The organism is Rhodobacter maritimus (assembly GCF_058747975.1).
In genome coordinates, this window is record NZ_CM179095.1 from 1,254,885 (window position 1) to 1,272,303 (window position 17,419).

At 65.5% G+C, this 17,419-nt stretch carries 18 protein-coding genes; 5 read left to right on the plus strand and 13 right to left on the minus strand.

The window, feature by feature from the left end:
• Positions 1-269 precede the first annotated feature (269 nt).
• A complete protein-coding gene (uvrA, locus tag AC4PTO_RS06295) occupies positions 270-3,146 on the plus strand; it encodes an excinuclease ABC subunit UvrA (protein WP_492732878.1) in 2,877 nt (958 codons plus the stop codon).
• A 16-nt stretch (positions 3,147-3,162) separates the two neighbouring features.
• Here the strand turns inward: uvrA and AC4PTO_RS06300 are convergent, their stop codons facing one another.
• The 7 genes from AC4PTO_RS06300 to AC4PTO_RS06330 form a co-directional block, all read right to left on the minus strand.
• Positions 3,163-3,531, minus strand: coding sequence for a hypothetical protein (locus tag AC4PTO_RS06300; protein ID WP_492732879.1), 369 nt, complete (start codon positions 3,529-3,531; stop codon positions 3,163-3,165).
• Between the two features lie 100 nt (positions 3,532-3,631).
• A complete protein-coding gene (locus tag AC4PTO_RS06305; RefSeq protein ID WP_492732880.1) occupies positions 3,632-3,835 on the minus strand; it encodes a YgaP family membrane protein in 204 nt (67 codons plus the stop codon).
• 84 nt (positions 3,836-3,919) lie between these two features.
• Positions 3,920-4,600 carry a Crp/Fnr family transcriptional regulator gene (locus AC4PTO_RS06310; protein ID WP_492732881.1) on the minus strand — a complete coding sequence of 227 codons (681 nt, stop codon included), beginning with the start codon at positions 4,598-4,600 and terminating at the stop codon, positions 3,920-3,922.
• Between the two features lie 38 nt (positions 4,601-4,638).
• On the minus strand, positions 4,639-5,514 hold the full coding sequence (gene mmsB, locus AC4PTO_RS06315) for a 3-hydroxyisobutyrate dehydrogenase (protein WP_492732882.1): 876 nt from the start codon (positions 5,512-5,514) through the stop codon (positions 4,639-4,641).
• Between the two features lie 3 nt (positions 5,515-5,517).
• Positions 5,518-6,561, minus strand: coding sequence for an enoyl-CoA hydratase/isomerase family protein (locus AC4PTO_RS06320; protein ID WP_492732883.1), 1,044 nt, complete (start codon positions 6,559-6,561; stop codon positions 5,518-5,520).
• 3 nt (positions 6,562-6,564) lie between these two features.
• Positions 6,565-7,710, minus strand: a complete 1,146-nt coding sequence (locus AC4PTO_RS06325; RefSeq protein WP_492732884.1) for an acyl-CoA dehydrogenase family protein — start codon at positions 7,708-7,710, stop codon at positions 6,565-6,567.
• A gap of 220 nt (positions 7,711-7,930) precedes the next feature.
• A complete protein-coding gene (locus AC4PTO_RS06330; protein ID WP_492732885.1) occupies positions 7,931-9,430 on the minus strand; it encodes a CoA-acylating methylmalonate-semialdehyde dehydrogenase in 1,500 nt (499 codons plus the stop codon).
• 105 nt (positions 9,431-9,535) lie between these two features.
• Between AC4PTO_RS06330 and AC4PTO_RS06335 the strand changes: the two genes are divergently transcribed.
• The 3 genes from AC4PTO_RS06335 to coaD all read left to right on the plus strand — a co-directional run bounded on the left by AC4PTO_RS06335 (position 9,536) and on the right by coaD (position 11,531).
• Positions 9,536-10,438, plus strand: coding sequence for a LysR family transcriptional regulator (locus AC4PTO_RS06335; protein WP_492732886.1), 903 nt, complete (start codon positions 9,536-9,538; stop codon positions 10,436-10,438).
• A gap of 55 nt (positions 10,439-10,493) precedes the next feature.
• Positions 10,494-10,940 carry a CBS domain-containing protein gene (locus AC4PTO_RS06340; protein WP_492732887.1) on the plus strand — a complete coding sequence of 149 codons (447 nt, stop codon included), beginning with the start codon at positions 10,494-10,496 and terminating at the stop codon, positions 10,938-10,940.
• 87 nt (positions 10,941-11,027) lie between these two features.
• Complete coding sequence (coaD, locus tag AC4PTO_RS06345) at positions 11,028-11,531, plus strand: pantetheine-phosphate adenylyltransferase (protein WP_492732888.1); 504 nt, start codon at positions 11,028-11,030, stop codon at positions 11,529-11,531.
• On the opposite strand, the gene gap (AC4PTO_RS06350) is transcribed toward coaD, so the two are convergent.
• From gap (AC4PTO_RS06350) to gap (AC4PTO_RS06360), 3 genes are all read right to left on the minus strand, one after another.
• Positions 11,528-12,529 carry a type I glyceraldehyde-3-phosphate dehydrogenase gene (gene gap / locus AC4PTO_RS06350; RefSeq protein ID WP_492732889.1) on the minus strand — a complete coding sequence of 334 codons (1,002 nt, stop codon included), beginning with the start codon at positions 12,527-12,529 and terminating at the stop codon, positions 11,528-11,530. The genes coaD and gap (AC4PTO_RS06350) overlap by 4 nt on opposite strands.
• 98 nt (positions 12,530-12,627) lie before the next feature.
• The gene (locus AC4PTO_RS06355; RefSeq protein ID WP_492732890.1) at positions 12,628-12,771 is read right to left on the minus strand and encodes a hypothetical protein; all 144 of its coding nucleotides are present in this window, start codon (positions 12,769-12,771) and stop codon (positions 12,628-12,630) included.
• A gap of 10 nt (positions 12,772-12,781) precedes the next feature.
• Positions 12,782-13,783 (minus strand): type I glyceraldehyde-3-phosphate dehydrogenase, encoded by a 1,002-nt coding sequence (gene gap, locus AC4PTO_RS06360; protein WP_492732891.1) that lies wholly within the window; start codon positions 13,781-13,783, stop codon positions 12,782-12,784.
• A 338-nt stretch (positions 13,784-14,121) separates the two neighbouring features.
• On the opposite strand from gap (AC4PTO_RS06360), the gene AC4PTO_RS06365 reads away from it, so the two are divergent.
• Positions 14,122-14,523 carry an ACT domain-containing protein gene (locus tag AC4PTO_RS06365; protein WP_492732892.1) on the plus strand — a complete coding sequence of 134 codons (402 nt, stop codon included), beginning with the start codon at positions 14,122-14,124 and terminating at the stop codon, positions 14,521-14,523.
• A 98-nt stretch (positions 14,524-14,621) separates the two neighbouring features.
• Here the strand turns inward: AC4PTO_RS06365 and AC4PTO_RS06370 are convergent, their stop codons facing one another.
• The 3 genes from AC4PTO_RS06370 to purB all read right to left on the minus strand — a co-directional run bounded on the left by AC4PTO_RS06370 (position 14,622) and on the right by purB (position 17,274).
• Positions 14,622-15,686: a FliG C-terminal domain-containing protein gene (locus AC4PTO_RS06370; RefSeq protein ID WP_492732893.1), complete on the minus strand. Its 1,065-nt coding sequence runs from the start codon at positions 15,684-15,686 to the stop codon at positions 14,622-14,624.
• A 61-nt stretch (positions 15,687-15,747) separates the two neighbouring features.
• Entirely contained in the window at positions 15,748-15,900 is a 153-nt protein-coding gene (locus AC4PTO_RS06375; protein ID WP_492732894.1) for a hypothetical protein, read from the minus strand.
• Positions 15,901-15,969: 69 nt separating this feature from the next.
• A complete protein-coding gene (gene purB, locus AC4PTO_RS06380; protein WP_492732895.1) occupies positions 15,970-17,274 on the minus strand; it encodes an adenylosuccinate lyase in 1,305 nt (434 codons plus the stop codon).
• Positions 17,275-17,419 lie beyond the last annotated feature (145 nt).

A 17,419-nucleotide genomic window follows, 5' to 3' on the forward strand; every position in this document is an offset into this window, starting at 1 on the left:
TTTCCGGGGGATGCGGCGTCGAATGATGCAGATCTGGCAAATGCCCTGCCAGAATCAAGGGCTGTGCCGAAATTACATTCATGAAAATGAATTTAATATGGCGAACGTGCCATCCGGTGCCGTGCGGGCGCAAAAAATTGCCGGCATGGGCGGCCATCCGCCATGGCAGCGGGGATCACGCCTTGTAAAAGTTCACCATTCGTTCACATTATCGAGTTGGAGACTCGGAAGCGTTGCCCTATCTAGGGCTGGGGTAAACGGGGGCTGGCATGGCCGAGCAGAAATTCATCGAGGTGCGCGGCGCGCGCGAGCATAACCTCAAGGGCGTGGATCTGGATATTCCGCGCGACCAGTTCGTGGTGATCACCGGGCTGTCGGGCTCGGGCAAGTCCTCGCTCGCCTTCGACACGATCTATGCCGAGGGGCAGCGGCGCTATGTCGAAAGCCTGTCGGCCTATGCGCGCCAGTTCCTCGACATGATGGGCAAGCCCGATGTCGACCATATCTCGGGCCTCAGCCCCGCGATCTCGATCGAGCAGAAGACGACCTCGAAGAACCCGCGTTCGACCGTGGGCACGGTGACCGAGATCTACGATTACCTGCGGCTTCTGTTCGCGCGCGCGGGCACGCCCTACAGCCCCGCGACCGGCCTGCCGATCGAGGCGCAGCAGGTGCAGGACATGGTGGACCGCATCATGGCGCTTCCCGAAGGCACGCGCGGCTATCTGCTGGCCCCCATCGTGCGCGACCGCAAGGGCGAATACCGCAAGGAATTCGCCGAGCTGCGCAAGCAGGGCTTCCAGCGCGTCAAGGTCAACGGCCAGTTCCACGACCTGGAAGAGCCGCCGGTCCTGGACAAGAAGTTCCGTCACAATATCGACGTGGTGGTCGACCGGATCGTCGTGCGCGAGGGGCTTGAGACGCGGCTGGCCGACAGCCTGCGCACCGCGCTGAACCTAGCCGACGGGATCACGCTGTTTGAAGAGGCGCCAAGCAGCGAGCAGTCCGAAGCCGGGCAGGAGCCGCTGAAGCTGACCTTCTCCGAGAAATTCGCCTGCCCGGTTTCCGGCTTCACCATCCCCGAGATCGAGCCGCGCCTGTTTTCCTTCAACGCGCCCTTCGGAGCCTGCCCGGTCTGCGACGGGCTGGGGGTGGAGCTGTTCTTCGACGAACGCCTGGTCGTGCCGGATGTGACGTTGACGCTGGCCGGCGGCGCGCTTGCGCCCTGGGCCAAATCCAAAAGCCCGTATTTCACCCAGACGATCGACGCGCTGTCGAAGCATTATGGATTCGATAAACGCAAGCGCTGGAAGGACTTGCCGGAAGAAGTTCAGAAACTTTTCCTCTATGGCTCGGGGCAGGAGGAGATCCGTTTCCGCTTTGACGAAGGTGGCCGCGTCTATGAGGTCAGCCGCAGCTTCGAGGGCATCATCCCCAACATGGAGCGCCGCTACCGCGAGACCGACAGTGCCTGGTCGCGCGAAGAGATGGAGCGGTATCAGAACAACCGCCCCTGCGGCGCCTGCTCGGGCTACCGCCTGAAGCCCGAGGCGCTTGCGGTAAAGATCGGGGGGCTGCATGTCGGCCAGGTGGTCGAGATGTCGATCAAGGAGGCCTTCGCCTGGGTCGAAACCGTGCCCGCGACCCTGAGCAACCAGAAGAACGAGATCGCCCGCGCGATCCTTAAGGAAATCCGCGAACGCCTTGGATTCCTTGTGAATGTCGGGCTTGAATATCTGACGCTTTCGCGCGCCGCGGGCACGCTTTCGGGCGGGGAAAGCCAGCGGATCCGGCTGGCAAGCCAGATCGGTTCCGGCCTGACCGGGGTGCTTTATGTGCTGGACGAGCCCTCGATCGGCCTGCACCAGCGCGACAACGACCGCCTTCTGGGCACGCTGAAGAACCTGCGCGACCAGGGCAACTCGGTCCTGGTGGTGGAGCATGACGAGGATGCGATCCGCCATGCCGATTACGTCTTCGATATGGGGCCGGGTGCCGGTGTGCATGGCGGGCGCGTCGTGTCCCAAGGCACCCCGGATGAGATCGCGGCCGATCCGGCAAGCCTGACGGGGCAGTATCTGTCCGGCACGCGGGCCATCGAGCTGCCGGCCGAACGGCGCAAGGGGAACGGGAAAAAGGTAACGGTGGTAAAGGCTTCGGGCAACAACCTGAAGGATGTGACGGTGGATTTCCCGCTTGGGAAGTTCATCTGCGTGTCGGGCGTGTCGGGGGGCGGCAAGTCGACGCTGACCATCGAGACGCTGTTCAAGACCGCCTCGATGCGGCTGAACGGCGCGCGCCAGACACCCGCGCCCTGCGATACGGTGAAGGGGCTGGAGCATCTCGACAAGGTGATCGACATCGACCAGCGCCCGATCGGGCGCACGCCGCGCTCGAACCCGGCCACCTATACCGGCGCCTTCACCCCGATCCGCGACTGGTTCGCGGGCCTGCCCGAAGCGCAGGCGCGCGGCTACAAGCCGGGCCGGTTTTCCTTCAACGTCAAGGGCGGCCGCTGCGAGGCCTGCCAGGGCGATGGCGTCATCAAGATCGAGATGCACTTCCTGCCCGATGTCTATGTGGAATGCGAGACCTGCAAGGGCCATCGCTACAACCGCGAAACGCTGGAAATCAGGTTCAAGAACAAAAGCATAGCCGATGTTCTTGAGATGACGGTCGAAGATGCGCAAGCTTTCTTCAAGGCGGTTCCTGCGATCCGCGAGAAAATGGATGCGCTGGTCGAGGTGGGGCTGGGCTACATCAAGGTCGGCCAGCAGGCCACCACCCTGTCGGGCGGCGAGGCGCAGCGCGTCAAGCTGTCCAAGGAACTGTCGCGCCGGGCGACGGGCCGCACGCTCTATATCCTGGACGAGCCCACCACAGGGCTGCATTTCGAGGATGTGAAGAAGCTGCTGGAGGTGCTGCACAGCCTTGTCGATCAGGGCAACACCGTCGTGGTGATCGAGCACAACCTCGATGTCATCAAGACCGCCGACTGGATCATCGACATCGGTCCCGAAGGCGGCGATGGCGGCGGCCGGATCGTGGCCGAGGGCACGCCCGAGAAGGTCGCGCAGGTCGAGCGCAGCCATACCGGGCGTTATCTTGGGCCGATGCTGAAGCCGCGCCGCGTGGCGGCCGAGTGACGCGGGCGGCCCCGGCCTAGTTCATGACGCGGTGCAGGGCGCCCAGCAGGTCGAGGATTTCGCCGGTCTTGCGGTTCACGCGGTAGAAGTCATCCCCGACCCGGTAATAGGTCTCGTCCCGGTCCAACCCATAGGCCCAGGGGTCGCGCACCAGAACGTAATCGTCGCGGATATGATCGCCCCGGCGATAGCGCGCCATCTTCTTGGCCTGTCCGGGCGGAATGCAGGGCGGGTTTTTCTTGGCAAGGCCGGGCGGGCAGCCTTGAACGCGATGCTCGTAACGGGCGTTCTTGCCGTTGTTATGTTTGAACTTGTGCTTGCCGCCATCGGCGAAGGCGATGGCCGGGCCAAGGGCGACAAGCGTGGCAAGGGCGATGAGTCTCATGATCTGGCCTTTCGCGGAACTGCGACGGGACAATGCCCCGCCGCATCGCGTGGTTCCACTCACCTGCGCGTGACCGGCGAAAGATTGCCGGTGCGACCGCTTATTTCTTCATCGGGCAGGTGTTGAACCCGAAGATCGAATAAAGCGGGCAACTGCCCATCAGCCCGGTGGCCAGCGGCACGATACCGATCAGGTAAAGCCAGCGATAGGCTCCGTCGGGGGTGAGGAAGAAGCCCAGGATCAGGGCCAGCCCCACCACGATGCGAAGGATGCGGTCGATGCCGCCGACATTGCTTTTGAACATTGCAAGCTCCTGTTTTCGGTTGCGTTCAGGGCAGTCATGGCCCGATGCGCAGATCCTACAGGCGCGTGGCGCGACCGTCTGTGACTAGGTCACCGCCGCCGGGGTGCCGGAGGCGGCCAGCCGTTCCAGCGCGGGCCGGTCAAGGATATGCACCGCCCCGCGTTCGGTGCGCACAAGCCCCGCACGCGCAAGCGCCTCGAGCCGGCGCGAGACGACCTCGCGCGCGGTGCCGATCCGGGTGGCCAGATCCTGATGCGTGGTCTCGGCCAGGCCGGTGCCGGCCGCGCGCTCGATCAGCAGGGCCGCCAGACGGCATTCGACGGACTGGAAGGCCACCCGCTCCAAAAGCTGGATCATGCCGGTCATGCGGTCGGCGAAGGCGGCAAAGACGATGTGGCGGAACCCGGCCGAGCGGTCCATCAGCTCCAGAAACATCGCGCGCGGCACCATGACAAGGCGCACGGCGCCCGCGGCGATCGCCTCGGCGCCGTAATGGCCGCCGCCCATCAGCCCGAGCGTCGTCTGCACGCAACTCTGGCCCGGTTCGACGGCGTAAAGCAGCACCTCGCGCCCGGTCGGGCCGGTCAGGAACACCTCGATCCGGCCCGAGATCACGATGGCGAAGGCCTGCACGCTGTCGCCGGGGCGGAACAGCACCGCGCCCTGCGGCACATCCATCGGGACAAGGCCCGCAAGCCTTGCGCGGGCAGGGGTCTCCAGCCCGCGCAGCATCGGCGCGTCAAGGGTCCAGTCGTGGTGCATCATGCCGCCTTGTCCGACAGATCCCCGCCGTGCGCAAGCCCTCAGCCCTGGTGGTGGCGCTTCTCGAAGCGCGGCAGCATGGCCGAGAAATCCTGCCCCTTACCGTCCTCTTCCTCGACAAAGCGGGCATAAAGCGCCGTGGCAAGCCCGCCCATGGGCGTGTCGGCATCGGCGGCTTCGGCGGCCTGCTGGCTCAGCCGCAGATCCTTGAGCATCAGCTCGGACGCGAAGCCGGGCTTGTAGCCATTGTCGGCGGGCGAGGTCGGCCCCACGCCCGGCGCCGGGCAATAGGCGTTCATCGTCCAGCTGTAACCCGACGAGGTCGAGACCACGTCGAACATCTTCTGCCGGTCCAGCCCCAGCTTGTCGGCAAGCGCGAAGGCTTCGCAGGTGGCGATCATCGTCACGCCAAGGATCATGTTGTTGCAGATCTTGGCCGATTGCCCGGCGCCTGCGACGCCGCAATGCACCGCCTTCTGGCCCATGATGTCGAACAGCGGCCTGACCTTGGCGAAGGCGTCATCGCCGCCGCCGACCATGAAGGTCAGTGTGCCCGCGCTTGCGCCGCCCACGCCGCCCGAAACCGGCGCATCAAGCGCGCCAAGGCCCGCGGCCCCGGCATCCGCCGCAACCGCGCGCGCGCTTTCCACATCGACCGTCGAGCAGTCGCACAGCACCGCGCCCGGCGCCATGGCCGGGATCACCTCGGCCGCGACGGCGCGCAGGATCGCGCCGTTGGGCAGCATGGTGATGACCACCTCGGCTCCTTGCGCCGCCTCGGGGGCGGTCGCGGCCTTGGTGACGCCCTCGGGCATGGGGGCGGCAAGGTCGAAGCCGCGCACCTCATGCCCGGCCCTGGCCAGGTTGGCGGCCATCGGTCCGCCCATGTTTCCAAGTCCGATGAATCCGATCTTCATGTCTTACTCCTCCCAAATGGCAGCGTTCGGCCCCAATGGCGCAAGCATGGCGGCCACGTCCTCTTCGCGCAGATCCGCCAGCGTGTTCTTCCAGTTCGGATTGCGATCCTTGTCGATGATCTGGGCGCGCACGCCTTCCAGAAAATCGCCCTGGTCAGAGGCCCGCCAGGTGAACCGGAATTCATTCGTCAGGGCCGCGCGGATATTGCCTTCCGCACGGTTCATGCGCACAAGCCGCAGCGTCGCCGCCATCGACAGAGGAGAGTTCCGCGCGATCGTCTTCAGCGTCTCGGCCGCGAAGGCGGTGCTGCTTGCCTTCAGCCCGGCAACCACGCCCGTCAGATCGGGGGCGCCGAAAATCTCTTCGATCTCGTGGCGCAGGACGGGCAGGCGGCCTTCGGGGGCAGGGCGCGCGGGGATCTGCGCGGGATCGGCGGTCTCGATCAGCCGGGTCTTGAGCGCCTCCCATTCGGCCTCGGGCAGGTAGGTATCGGCAAAACCCGCGTGGATCGCGTCGCCCGGGCCCATTCGCGCGCCGGTCAGGCCCAGATATTCGCCGATCCGGCCCGGCGCGCGCGCCAGCAGAAGCGAGCCGCCCACGTCCGGAATCAGGCCGATGCCACTTTCGGGCATGGCCACCTGCGTGGTGTCGCCCACGATCCGGTGGCTGGCATGGCCGCCCACGCCGACACCGCCGCCCATCACGAAGCCCTGCATGAAGGCGACGATCGGCTTGGGATATTCCGCGATCTTGGCGTTCATGCGGTATTCGTCGCGCCAGAAATCCCGGCCAAGCGCGAAATCTCCCGCGCGGCCCGCATGATAGACCGCCGCGATATCGCCGCCGGCACAGAAGGCGCGCTCGCCCACGGCGTCGATGATCACGATCTGCACGGACTCGTCGCCGCGCCACGCATCCAGCGCGCCTTCGATCGCCATTGCCATGTCATGGCCAAGCGCATTCAGCGCCTTGGGGCGGTTGAAGGTCAGCCGGCCGGCGCGGCCTTCCTTGCGCACGATCATCGCGGGTTCGGTGGTCTCGCCCATCGCTCAGCCCCTTTCCGCCAGAAGCGCGCGCCCGACGATCAGGCGCATGATCTCGTTCGTGCCCTCAAGGATCTGGTGCACGCGCAGGTCGCGCACGATCTTCTCGATCCCGTAATCGGCCAGATAGCCATAGCCGCCATGCAGTTGCAGGCACTGATTGGCCACGTCAAAGGCCGCGTCGGTGACGTAAAGCTTTGCCATCGCGCAGAATTTCGTGGCATCGGGCGCCTGGTTGTCCAGCTTCCACGCCGCCTGGCGCAGGAAGATGCGCGCCGATTGCAGCTTGACCTCCTGCTCGGCCAGGCGGAACTGCAACGCCTGGAACTGATCGAGCGTTTTGCCGAAGGCCTTGCGCTCGCCCATATAGGCCAGCGTCGCATCCAGCGCCGCCTGCGCGCCGCCAAGCGCCCCCGCCGCGATATTGAGCCGCCCCCCGTCCAGACCGGCCATGGCATAGACGAAGCCCTTGCCCTCTTCGCCCAGCAGGTTGTCATGGGGGATCTGGCAGTCGTCGAACTGAACCTGCGCGGTGGGCTGGGCGCGCCAGCCCATCTTGTCCTCAAGCCCGCCGAAGGACAGCCCCGGCGCCTTGTCCTCGACGATTACGGTCGAAATGCCGCGCGGCCCGTCCTCGCCGGTGCGGACCATGGCGATATAGACATCCGAATAGCCGCCGCCCGAGATGAAGGCCTTGGTGCCGTTCAGCGTCCAGCCCTCGTTCGTCTTCTCGGCCCGGGTGCGCAGCGCGGCCGCGTCCGACCCCGATCCCGGCTCGGTCAGGCAGTAGGAGAACACCTTCTCCATCGAGCACAGATCAGGCAGCCAGCGGGCCTTGTCCGCGTCCGAGCCGAACTTGTCGATCATGCCGCCGCACATGTTGTGGATTGACAGGAAGGACCCGACCGCGGGACAGGACATCGCCAGGGCCTCGAACACGAGGGTCGCATCCAGGCGCGACAGACCCGAGCCGCCATATTCCTCGGACACATAGATCCCGCCCAACCCCAGTTCCGCGACCTTCTGCCAAAGCGCGCGGGGAATGGTCCCCGCCGCCTCCCAGTCGCGGGCATGCGGGGCGATATGCTCCTGCCCGAATGCCCGCGCCATGTCGAATATGGCCTGTTGCTCTTCGCTCAGTGCGAAATCCATCTTCTCCCCCCTCGAATTCGACGAATTGAACGCCTGTTTAGTTTTCAATCCTTGCAGGAGTTTTGCAAGCCCTCCGTCCCGCAAAGCCGGATCGCGGAAGGGGGCGCTGCCCCCGGTGCGTTCCGCACCTCCCCCGGGATATTTCTCTCAGGAGAAGCGGGGTTCTTCAGAGCTGAAATATCCCCGCCGGAGGCATCCTCCGGCGGGGCCAGGCGTGTCGTCAGTCGAACGCCTTGAAGTTGAAGGCCGCGCCTTCCTTGATGCCCGAGGGCCAGCGGGAAGTGACGGTCTTGGTCCGGGTGTAGAACCGGAAGGCATCCCCGCCGTGCTGGTTGAGGTCGCCGAAGGCCGATTTCTTCCAGCCGCCGAAGGTGTGATAGGCCAGCGGCACCGGGATCGGCACGTTGATCCCGATCATGCCGACATTCACCCGGTTGGCGAAATCGCGGGCGGTGTCGCCATCGCGGGTGAAGATCGCGGTGCCGTTGCCGTATTCGTGATCCATTGCCAGGCCAAGCGCCTCTTCGTAGGATTTGGCGCGCACGGTGGACAGGACGGGACCGAAGATCTCGTTCTTGTAGATGTCCATGTCGGGAGTGACGTGATCGAAGAGGTGGGGCCCCACGAAGAAGCCGTTCTCATAGCCTTGCAGGGTGAAGCCGCGCCCGTCGACGACCAGCTTGGCGCCCTGGTTCACGCCGGTTTCGACCAGCCGCTCGATATTGGCCTTGGCGGCGGCGGTGACGACGGGGCCGTAATCGATGTCGTCGCCTGCGGTCCAGGGGCCGACTTTCAGCTTCTCGATCCGCGGCACGAGCTTTTCGATCAGGCGGTCGGCGGTTTCATCGCCCACCGGCACCGCGACCGAGATCGCCATGCAGCGTTCGCCCGCCGCCCCGTAGCCTGCACCCACCAGCGCGTCGGCGGCCTGATCGAGATCGGCGTCGGGCATGATGATCATGTGGTTCTTCGCGCCGCCGAAGCATTGCACACGCTTGCCGTTCGCGGTTCCGCGCGAATAGATGTAATGCGCGATCGGGGTCGAGCCGACGAAGCCGATGCCCTGGATGGTCTCGTTGTCAAGGATCGCGTCGACCGAGTCCTTGTCGCCGTTGATGACCTGCAACACGCCATCGGGCAGGCCCGCTTCCTTGAACAGTGCCGCCAGCATCAGCGGGACCGACGGATCGCGTTCCGAGGGCTTGAGGATCATCGCGTTGCCCGCGGCAAGCGCCGGGCCCATCTTCCACAGCGGGATCATGGCGGGGAAGTTGAAGGGCGTGATGCCCGCGGCCACGCCAAGCGGCTGGCGCATGGAATACATGTCGATGCCGGGGCCGGCGCTGTCGGTGAACTCGCCCTTCAGCATGTGCGGCGCGCCGATGCAGAACTCGATCACCTCAAGGCCGCGCTGGATGTCGCCCTTGGCGTCGGGGAAGGTCTTGCCGTGCTCGGCCGACAGAACCTCGGCCATCTTGTCCATGTCGCGGTTGATCAGGCGGACCATCTCCATCATCACGCGGGCGCGGCGCTGCGGGTTGGTGGCGCCCCAGGCGACCTGGGCTTTCGCGGCATCGGCCACGGCGGAGTCGAGCTCGGCCCTGGTGGCAAGGGCGACCTTGGCCTGCACTTCGCCGGTGGCAGGGTTGAAGACATCGGCGAAGCGGCCGGACGTGCCTGCCACCAGTTTGCCGTTGATCCAGTGTCCAATCTCTTTCATGGCATCCTCCTCCCGAAATGTGATGCTGGCATCTTAGGCTTGCGTTTTTCACCGGGAAAGAGGCAGGTTGGCAAAAGCGTTTTGCATTATTGCAAAGGTGGCGGGATGCCGGACTGGGACGATCTGCGTATTTTCCTTGCTGTTGCGCGCAGCGAAAGCCTGTCGGCGGCCGGGCGCGGGCTGAAGATCGACGCGGCCACCGTGGGGCGCCGGATCGCGCGGCTGGAAGAGGCGCTGGAGGTGCCGCTTTTCGTCAAATCCCCGCAGGGCTATGCGCTGACCGATGCGGGCGCGCGCCTGGTGCCGCATGCCGAGCAGGCCGAGCAGGCGCTTGCCGGCGCGGTCGAGGATCTGGGCGGTGCGGCGGGGCAGTTGACGGGGCAGTTGCGCATCGGTGCGCCGGACGGTTGCGCGAATTACCTGCTGCCGCAGGTCTGCGCCAAGCTTTGCGATGCCCATCCGGGGCTTGAAATCCAGATCGTGGCGCTGCCGCGCGTCTTCAACCTGTCGAAACGCGAGGCCGACATGGCCATTGCCGTATCGCGGCCCAATGCCGGGCGGCTGACGGTGCAGAAGCTGGCCGATTACAAGCTGCATCTGGCCGCGCATGAGGATTATTTGCGCCGCCACCCCCCGATCCGCTCGAAGGCCGATCTGCGCGGCCATCGGTTGATCGGCTATATTCCCGACATGATCTTCGACAAGGAGCTGGACTATCTGGCCGAGACCGGGGTGGACCGGCTCGGGCTGTCGTCGAACTCGGTTTCGGTGCAGATGCAGGCGGTGCGGGCGGGGGCGGGGCTGGCCATCGTGCACGACTTCGCCATTCCCTACACGCCGGGGGTGCGCAAGGTGCTGGTCGATCAGATCGCGCTGACGCGCACCTTCTGGCTGATCCGGCACGCGGATGACCGCCGATCCGAGCGGCTGCGCCGCCTGACCGATGCCCTGGGGCACGAAATCCGCCGGGAAGTCGCGCGATTGGAAGGGCTTACCGCGCAACCCTGACTTGACAGACGGCGCCGCTGGGGTGACGCTGATCCCATACCTTTGGGAGGATGCAATGATCGTTCAACAGATCCTGAAACTGAAGGCCGATGGCGGGGCGGGCGACGGCGTTGTCACCATCGCCCCGACGGCGACGGTGGGCGAGGCCACGAAACTGCTGTCCGAAAAGCGGATCGGCGCGGTGATCGTTTCCAGCGACGGCAAGCGGCCGATGGGGATCCTGTCAGAGCGCGATATCGTGCGCGCCATGGGCAAGCTGGGCCCCGGCGCCATGGACGAGAAGGTGCAGGACCTGATGACGGCCGATCTTGTCACCTGCACGCGGGCCGACGGCGCGCTCGATGTGCTGGAGCGCATGACCGAGGGCCGGTTCCGGCACATGCCGGTGGTCGAGGATGGCATCATGATCGGGCTTATCTCGATCGGGGACACGGTCTTCGCGCGGCTGAAAGAGCTGGCGATGGAGAAGGACGCCCTGACCGGCATGATCATGGGCAACTGAGGTATTTCGCCGCCAATTACTTGCAATCCGGGGCGCGGTGGTGTTGCTTTCGCGCAGCATCGTTCCGGCTTAGGAGGACTTGCCCGCATGCGTATCGGCCTTTACCCGGGAACCTTCGATCCCGTGACGCTGGGACATATGGACATCATCCAGCGCGCCATGGCGCTGGTCGACCGTCTGGTGATCGGCGTGGCTATCAACCGCGACAAGGGGCCGCTGTTCTCGCTTGAAGAGCGGGTCGAGATGCTTCAGGCCGAATGTTCGCGGATCGTGACGCCGGGCAGCGCCGAGATTGTCGTGCATCCGTTCGACAACCTGCTGATCGACTGCGCGCGCGATGTCGGCGCGCAGGTCATCATCCGCGGCCTGCGCGCGGTTGCCGATTTCGAGTATGAATTCCAGATGGTTGGCATGAACCGCGCGCTGGACGCCTCGGTCGAGACGGTGTTCCTCATGGCCGATGCGCGCCGCCAGGCGATCGCCTCGAAACTGGTCAAGGAGATCGCCCGCCTGGGGGGCGACGTGTCGAAATTCGTCACGCCGGATGTGAAGCTGGCCCTGACGGAGCGTTATGCCGGGGCAGGGGCCTAGAGCAGTTTTCCCATCGCCACGGCCGTATCGGCCATGCGGTTGGAAAAGCCCCATTCGTTGTCATACCAGCTGAGGATCCGGCACATCCGGTCCTCCATCACTCGCGTCTGGTCCATGTGGAAGACCGAGGAATGCGGGTCGTGGTTGAAGTCCGAGCTGACATTGGGCCGGTCGGTATAGCCCAGGATGCCTTTCAGCGGCCCGTCGGCGGCCGTGCGAATCGCGGCGTTGATCTCGTCCACGCTGGTGTCGCGGGTTGCCTCGAAGACCATGTCCACCACCGAGACATTGGGCGTGGGCACGCGGATCGCCACGCCGTCCAGCTTGCCGTTCAGCTCGGGCAGCACGAGGCCGACGGCCTTCGCGGCCCCCGTCGAGGTCGGAATCATCGACAGCGCGGCGGCGCGGGCGCGGTAGAGATCGCGGTGATAGGTGTCCAGCGTGGGCTGGTCGCCGGTATAGCTGTGGATCGTGGTCATGAAGCCCTTGGCGATGCCGATGGCGTCGTTCAGCACCTTGGCCACGGGCGACAGGCAATTCGTGGTGCAGGAGGCGTTCGAGACGATCAGGTCGTCGCGCGTCAGCGTGTCGTGGTTCACGCCGTAGACCACGGTCTTGTCGGCGCCCTTCGACGGGGCCGAGACCAGAACGCGGCTTGCACCGTTCTCCAGGTGGATGGCGGCCTTGTCGCGGTCGGTGAAGATGCCGGTGCATTCCAGCACGATGTCGACATGCTTCCAGGGCAGTTCCGCGGGATTGCGAAGCGCCGTCACCGCGATCGGGCCGCGCCCCACGTCGATGGTGGTCTCCGTGGTCGTCACCTCGGCGGGAAAGCGGCCATGCACGCTGTCGAAACGCAGCAGGTGGGCGTTCGTCTCGACCGGGCCAAGATCGTTGATCGCCACCACCTCGATATCGGTGCGTCCCGATTCGATGATCGCGCGCAGCACGTTGCGCCCGATCCGTCCGAAGCCGTTGATTGCCACCTTGATCGTCATTCTCGCCTCCTTGGGGTGAAGATGTTGCGACGCGGGGCCGGCGCGTTTGCGCTAACATGTGTATTTTGGCGCAAAGGTCAACCGAAACTATCGTCGGCTCAGCGCCAGAAGGCGACGTAATCGACCAGGATCAGGAATTTTTGGGCAAGGAAGAGCAGCGCGCCCCCGCCGTTGGCAAAGCCATCGACGAGGGCGAGAAGCAGGATCAGGGCGCCAAGGCCCAGAGCGACGGCGTTGTTCATTGCACTCCTGTTACAGGAGCCGCCCCATCGCGCCGGCCACATCGGCCATCCGGCAGGAGAAGCCCCATTCGTTGTCATACCAGGCCAGCACCCGCACGGTGCGGCCGCCGACAACCTTGGTCTGGTCGGGGGCGAAGATAGACGAGTAGGGCGTGTGGTTGAAGTCGATCGAGACCTTCGGCTCGGGGTCATAGGCCAGAACCATGCCCATGTAACCCTGCGCCGCTTCGCGCACGATCTCGTTCACCTCGTCGCGGGTGACGGACTTGCCGGCCTCGAAGGTCAGGTCGACGGCCGAGACGTTCGGCGTGGGCACGCGCAGCGCGGTGCCGTCCAGCTTGCCCGACAGCTCGGGCAGCACTTCGCCAAGCGCCTTGGCCGCGCCGGTCGAGGTGGGGATCATCGCCATGGCGGCGGCGCGGGCGCGGTAAAGGTCCTTGTGGCGGCGGTCCAGCGTGGGCTGGTCGCCGGTATAGGAATGCACCGTGGTCATGATGCCGCGCTCGATCCCGATCGTGTCGTTCAGCACCTTGGCCAGCGGCGCAAGGCAGTTCGTCGTGCACGAGCCGTTCGAGACGACAAGATGCTCGGGCAGAAGCTGGCGGTGGTTCACGCCGTAGACCACGGTCTTGTCGGCATTCTTGGCAGGGGCAGACACCAGGACGCGCTTGGCGCCGCGGGTCAGGTGGACGGCGGCCTTGTCGCGTTCGTTGAACTTGCCGGTGCATTCCAGCACCACGTCGACGCCTTCCCAGTCCAGCTCGTCAGGGTTGTAGGTCGACATGACCTCGATCGGGCCGCGGCCGAGGTCCAGCGTGTTGCCGCTGACCTTCACAGGGCCGCCGAAACGGCCATGCACGCTGTCATATTTCAGCAGGTGGGCGTTCGTCTCGATCGGGCCGGTCGCGTTGATCTTCACGACCTGCACGTCGTTGCGCGTCGCTTCGGCGATATGGGCCAATGTGCAACGGCCGATGCGGCCGAAGCCGTTGATTCCGACGGTGACGGTCATGTGCGCTCTCCAAATGTGCGACGCCGGGCTGTCGCGCTTGTCCTGCCTTCAGGAAATATCATGGCATGCCTTTTCGGAAAACCCGGCAGATCAATGTGTTAGCGAAAACATCCCGCCGTTGGCGGTAACGGTTGCGCTGACTCGGCGTGCGGGCCCGCGGGATTTTGCGCAAAGCCCGCCATCCGGGCGACCGTAGGCGCGTGGTGCGGTCGAGTCGCCGGCCTGCCGGATGCTGTCCTCGGAGGCATGCAAAGGGGCAGTTGCACGTCGAAAAAGCGGGGGGCAAGATCGCGCCTTCCGGCGGCTTCATGCGGCAGGACAGACCGGGAGGAAAGGCCATGAGCGGCGAGAGCGATCTGCGCACCCTGCTTCGCACGATGTCGGCGACGCTCGACACCGGGCTATACGTCTTTGTGACGATGCCGGAGGGGATGGCACTGGACGGGCTTCGCCCCAGGATGATGTTTCGGGAAACCGAAGGTGTGACCTGCATCCTGCGGCGGGAAGAGGCCGAGGCGCGGGGCCTCGCCCATGAATTTCCCTGCCGGATGATCACGCTCAAGGTTCACTCCGCGCTGGATGCGGTGGGCTTTCTGGCGCGGATCACCACCGCGCTTGCCGCCCATGATATGGGTGTGAACCCCGTTTCAGGCTTCTTCCATGACCATCTGTTCGTGCCGGATGGCAAGGAGGATCTGGCGCTGGAGGTGTTGCGCGCTCTGGCGCGGGATGCGGCTTAGTCGCCCTGCGCTTCGGGCGGGCGGGCAGGACCGCGGGGGCAGGCGGCCCCCGATCCGGCCATGTCTGCGGATCTTTGCGTCCCATGGGGGGCTCCCGCTCAGCCTGCTTCCTCCACCTGTGTCAGGGTCAGTTCGCCCGCCTCTTCCAGCCTGCGAATGGCAAGGATAATCGCGGTCATCGCCTCTTCGGCATCTTTGGCGCGCACCGGGGCGCGGGCCTGCATTTCCTCGCGCAGATTGGCCGCCATGCGCTGCGAGATGTTGCCGAGCACGAATTCGGCGGCCTGCGCCTCTGCCCCCTCTGCGCCTGCAAGCGCGGTGACAAGCACGGCCTGATCGACCTCGCGCAGCAGTCGGGGGATGTCGCGCGGTGCGATCCGGGCGGGGATGTCGGCGAAGACGAAGATGGCGCGGCGCACCTCGTCGGCGAAGGCCTGATCCTCTTCCTCCAGGCCGCGCAGCACCGCCTCGCGCGTGGCGGCGGGCGAGACGTTCAGGATGGCGCCGACGCGCGCGCCCGCGCCGGTATCGAAGGCGCGGGGGGCGGCGGTGTCCAGCCGTGCCGCAAGGGCGCTGCCGATATGGGCCACCGCAGCGGGGGCGATATTGCCGGTCAGCGAAACGGCATAGGCCAGCCGGCGCGCCCTGTCGCCGGGCAGGCGGCCGATCAGCTCGGCCGCCTTCTCGACCGACAGCTTCGAGAGCATGACGGCGCCGATTTCGGCGCTTTCCTCCTCCAGCAGGGGCAAGAGCGCCTCGGGCGGCGCGGCGGTGATGCAATCCCACGGATCGCGGCGCTGCCCGGCCGATGCGATCCGCCGCAACCGGGTTGCGGCGGGGGCGGAAAGATGCCCGTCCAGCATGCTCAGCGCGCCGTCGAGGCCGCCGGGAAAGGACAGGCCCACGGCTTCCAGAAGATCGCCGAACTCGGCCACCACGGCGGCTAAGGTTTCACGGTCGATCATCCGCATCGCGTCGATCTCTTCGGTCAGCGCGGTCTGGACGGACTCCGGCAACTCGGCAAGGGGCAGTTGCGCACCCTCTGCCATCAGAAGCCGCACGATCACGGCGGCCTTCTGTCTGCTGGACAGATCAAGCGGCACAATCCGCGCCTTCACCGGCGCGAAATCGCGGGTGCCGTCAAGAGATGTGATCGCGTTCACCCCGTCCTCCGCTGGCTGTGCCTGATGCAAGCTGGCAGAGGCGGGTTAACGGCGGGTTACGTCAGCTGGACTGGATCACGCAGTTGCGTGCGGTTTCATCCCAGACATGGCCGGCAGGGCAGGACATCGACGCCGTCTTGTCCTTGTAGGGGCAGGCCGCAGCGATCGCCGGCAGGAGCGTCAGTGCCAAGGCCGCGAAAATTGTGGTCTTCATGGTCGTCTCCTTTCCTTGAGCCTTCATGAGACCACGAATCGCCCCGCCCCCCGTGTCACGCTTGCGTGATCAGTCTCCGAAGACGCGGTGGAAGATCGTCTCCACATGCTTGGTGTGATAGCCGAGGTCGAATTTCTCCTCGATCTCGGCGGGCGAGAGCGCGGCGGTGACTTCGGCGTCCTTGAGCAGTTCTTCCTTGAAATCTGCGCCCTGTTCCCAGACCTTCATCGCGTTGCGCTGCACGAGGCGATAGGCGTCCTCGCGCGATACGCCGGCCTGGGTCAGCGCCAGAAGCACGCGCTGCGACATCACGAGGCCTTTGAACTTGTTCATGTTCGCCAGCATGTTGTCGGGATAGATCACGAGGTTCTCGACCACGCCCGCAAGCCGGTTCAGCGCGAAATCGAGCGTGACGGTGGCGTCGGGGCCGATGGCACGCTCGACCGAGGAATGCGAGATGTCGCGTTCATGCCAGAGCGCCACGTTCTCCATCGCGGGGATCACGGCCATGCGCACGAGGCGGGCAAGGCCGGTGAGGTTCTCGGTCAGCACGGGGTTGCGCTTGTGCGGCATGGCCGACGAGCCCTTCTGGCCCTTGGAGAAGAATTCCTCGGCCTCGAGCACCTCGGTGCGCTGCATGTGGCGGATCTCGATCGCGATATTCTCGATCGAGGAGGCGATGACGCCGAGCGTGGCGAAGAACATCGCGTGACGGTCGCGCGGGATGACCTGCGTGCTGATCGGCTCGGGGCGCAGGCCGAGTTTTTCGCAGACATGCTCCTCGACCGCGGGGTCGATATTGGCGAACGTCCCGACCGCGCCCGAGATCGCGCCGGTGGCAACTTCCCAGCGGGCCTTTTCGAGGCGGTTCTTGTTGCGGTCCATCTCGGCGTAGAAGCGCGCGAAGGTCAGGCCCATGGTGGTGGGCTCGGCGTGGATGCCGTGGCTGCGGCCGATGCGGATGGTGTCCTTGTGCTCGTGGGCGCGCTTTTTCAGCGCGGCGAGCACGCGGTCCATATCGGCCAGCAGGATGTCGGCCGCGCGCACGAGCTGGATGTTGAGCGTGGTGTCGAGCACGTCCGAGGAGGTCATCCCCTGGTGCACGAAGCGCGCGTCTTCCGACCCGATATGCTCGGCCAGGTGGGTGAGGAAGGCGATCACGTCATGCTTGGTCACGGCCTCGATCTCGTCGATGCGGGCCACGTCGAATTCCACGTCCTTCGCGCGCCAGACGGCTTCGGCATTCGCCTTGGGGATCACGCCGAGTGCGGCCTGCGCGTCGCAGGCATGGGCCTCGATCTCGTACCAGATCCGGAATTTGGTCTCGGGCGACCAGATATTCACCATTTCGGGGCGGGAATAGCGCGGGATCATCGGCGGACCTTTCGTTGATGGGCTTGGCGGGCTTCTAGACCGGGGCGGGCGGCGGGGCAAGCGCCGGGGCGGGCGTCGGGGTGGCCGGGGAGCGGGCAACGGGGGGGCGCTGCCCCCCGGACCCCCCGGGATATTTACGCTCTGG

What these genes read in the sequence shown, in the direction of transcription:
- gap (WP_492732891.1), bottom strand. Translation starts at nt 13,783, where the DNA reads ATGACCGTCACCGTCGGAATCAACGGCTTCGGCCGCATCGGCCGTTGC.
- AC4PTO_RS06330 (WP_492732885.1), bottom strand. Translation starts at nt 9,430, where the DNA reads ATGAAAGAGATTGGACACTGGATCAACGGCAAACTGGTGGCAGGCACG.
- uvrA (WP_492732878.1), top strand. Translation starts at nt 270, where the DNA reads ATGGCCGAGCAGAAATTCATCGAGGTGCGCGGCGCGCGCGAGCATAAC.
- AC4PTO_RS06355 (WP_492732890.1), bottom strand. Translation starts at nt 12,771, where the DNA reads ATGAACAACGCCGTCGCTCTGGGCCTTGGCGCCCTGATCCTGCTTCTC.
- AC4PTO_RS06300 (WP_492732879.1), bottom strand. Translation starts at nt 3,531, where the DNA reads ATGAGACTCATCGCCCTTGCCACGCTTGTCGCCCTTGGCCCGGCCATC.
- AC4PTO_RS06320 (WP_492732883.1), bottom strand. Translation starts at nt 6,561, where the DNA reads ATGGGCGAGACCACCGAACCCGCGATGATCGTGCGCAAGGAAGGCCGC.
- AC4PTO_RS06375 (WP_492732894.1), bottom strand. Translation starts at nt 15,900, where the DNA reads ATGAAGACCACAATTTTCGCGGCCTTGGCACTGACGCTCCTGCCGGCG.
- AC4PTO_RS06310 (WP_492732881.1), bottom strand. Translation starts at nt 4,600, where the DNA reads ATGATGCACCACGACTGGACCCTTGACGCGCCGATGCTGCGCGGGCTG.
- purB (WP_492732895.1), bottom strand. Translation starts at nt 17,274, where the DNA reads ATGATCCCGCGCTATTCCCGCCCCGAAATGGTGAATATCTGGTCGCCC.
- gap (WP_492732889.1), bottom strand. Translation starts at nt 12,529, where the DNA reads ATGACGATCAAGGTGGCAATCAACGGCTTCGGACGGATCGGGCGCAAC.
- AC4PTO_RS06365 (WP_492732892.1), top strand. Translation starts at nt 14,122, where the DNA reads ATGAGCGGCGAGAGCGATCTGCGCACCCTGCTTCGCACGATGTCGGCG.
- mmsB (WP_492732882.1), bottom strand. Translation starts at nt 5,514, where the DNA reads ATGAAGATCGGATTCATCGGACTTGGAAACATGGGCGGACCGATGGCC.
- AC4PTO_RS06340 (WP_492732887.1), top strand. Translation starts at nt 10,494, where the DNA reads ATGATCGTTCAACAGATCCTGAAACTGAAGGCCGATGGCGGGGCGGGC.
- AC4PTO_RS06325 (WP_492732884.1), bottom strand. Translation starts at nt 7,710, where the DNA reads ATGGATTTCGCACTGAGCGAAGAGCAACAGGCCATATTCGACATGGCG.
- coaD (WP_492732888.1), top strand. Translation starts at nt 11,028, where the DNA reads ATGCGTATCGGCCTTTACCCGGGAACCTTCGATCCCGTGACGCTGGGA.
- AC4PTO_RS06335 (WP_492732886.1), top strand. Translation starts at nt 9,536, where the DNA reads ATGCCGGACTGGGACGATCTGCGTATTTTCCTTGCTGTTGCGCGCAGC.
- AC4PTO_RS06305 (WP_492732880.1), bottom strand. Translation starts at nt 3,835, where the DNA reads ATGTTCAAAAGCAATGTCGGCGGCATCGACCGCATCCTTCGCATCGTG.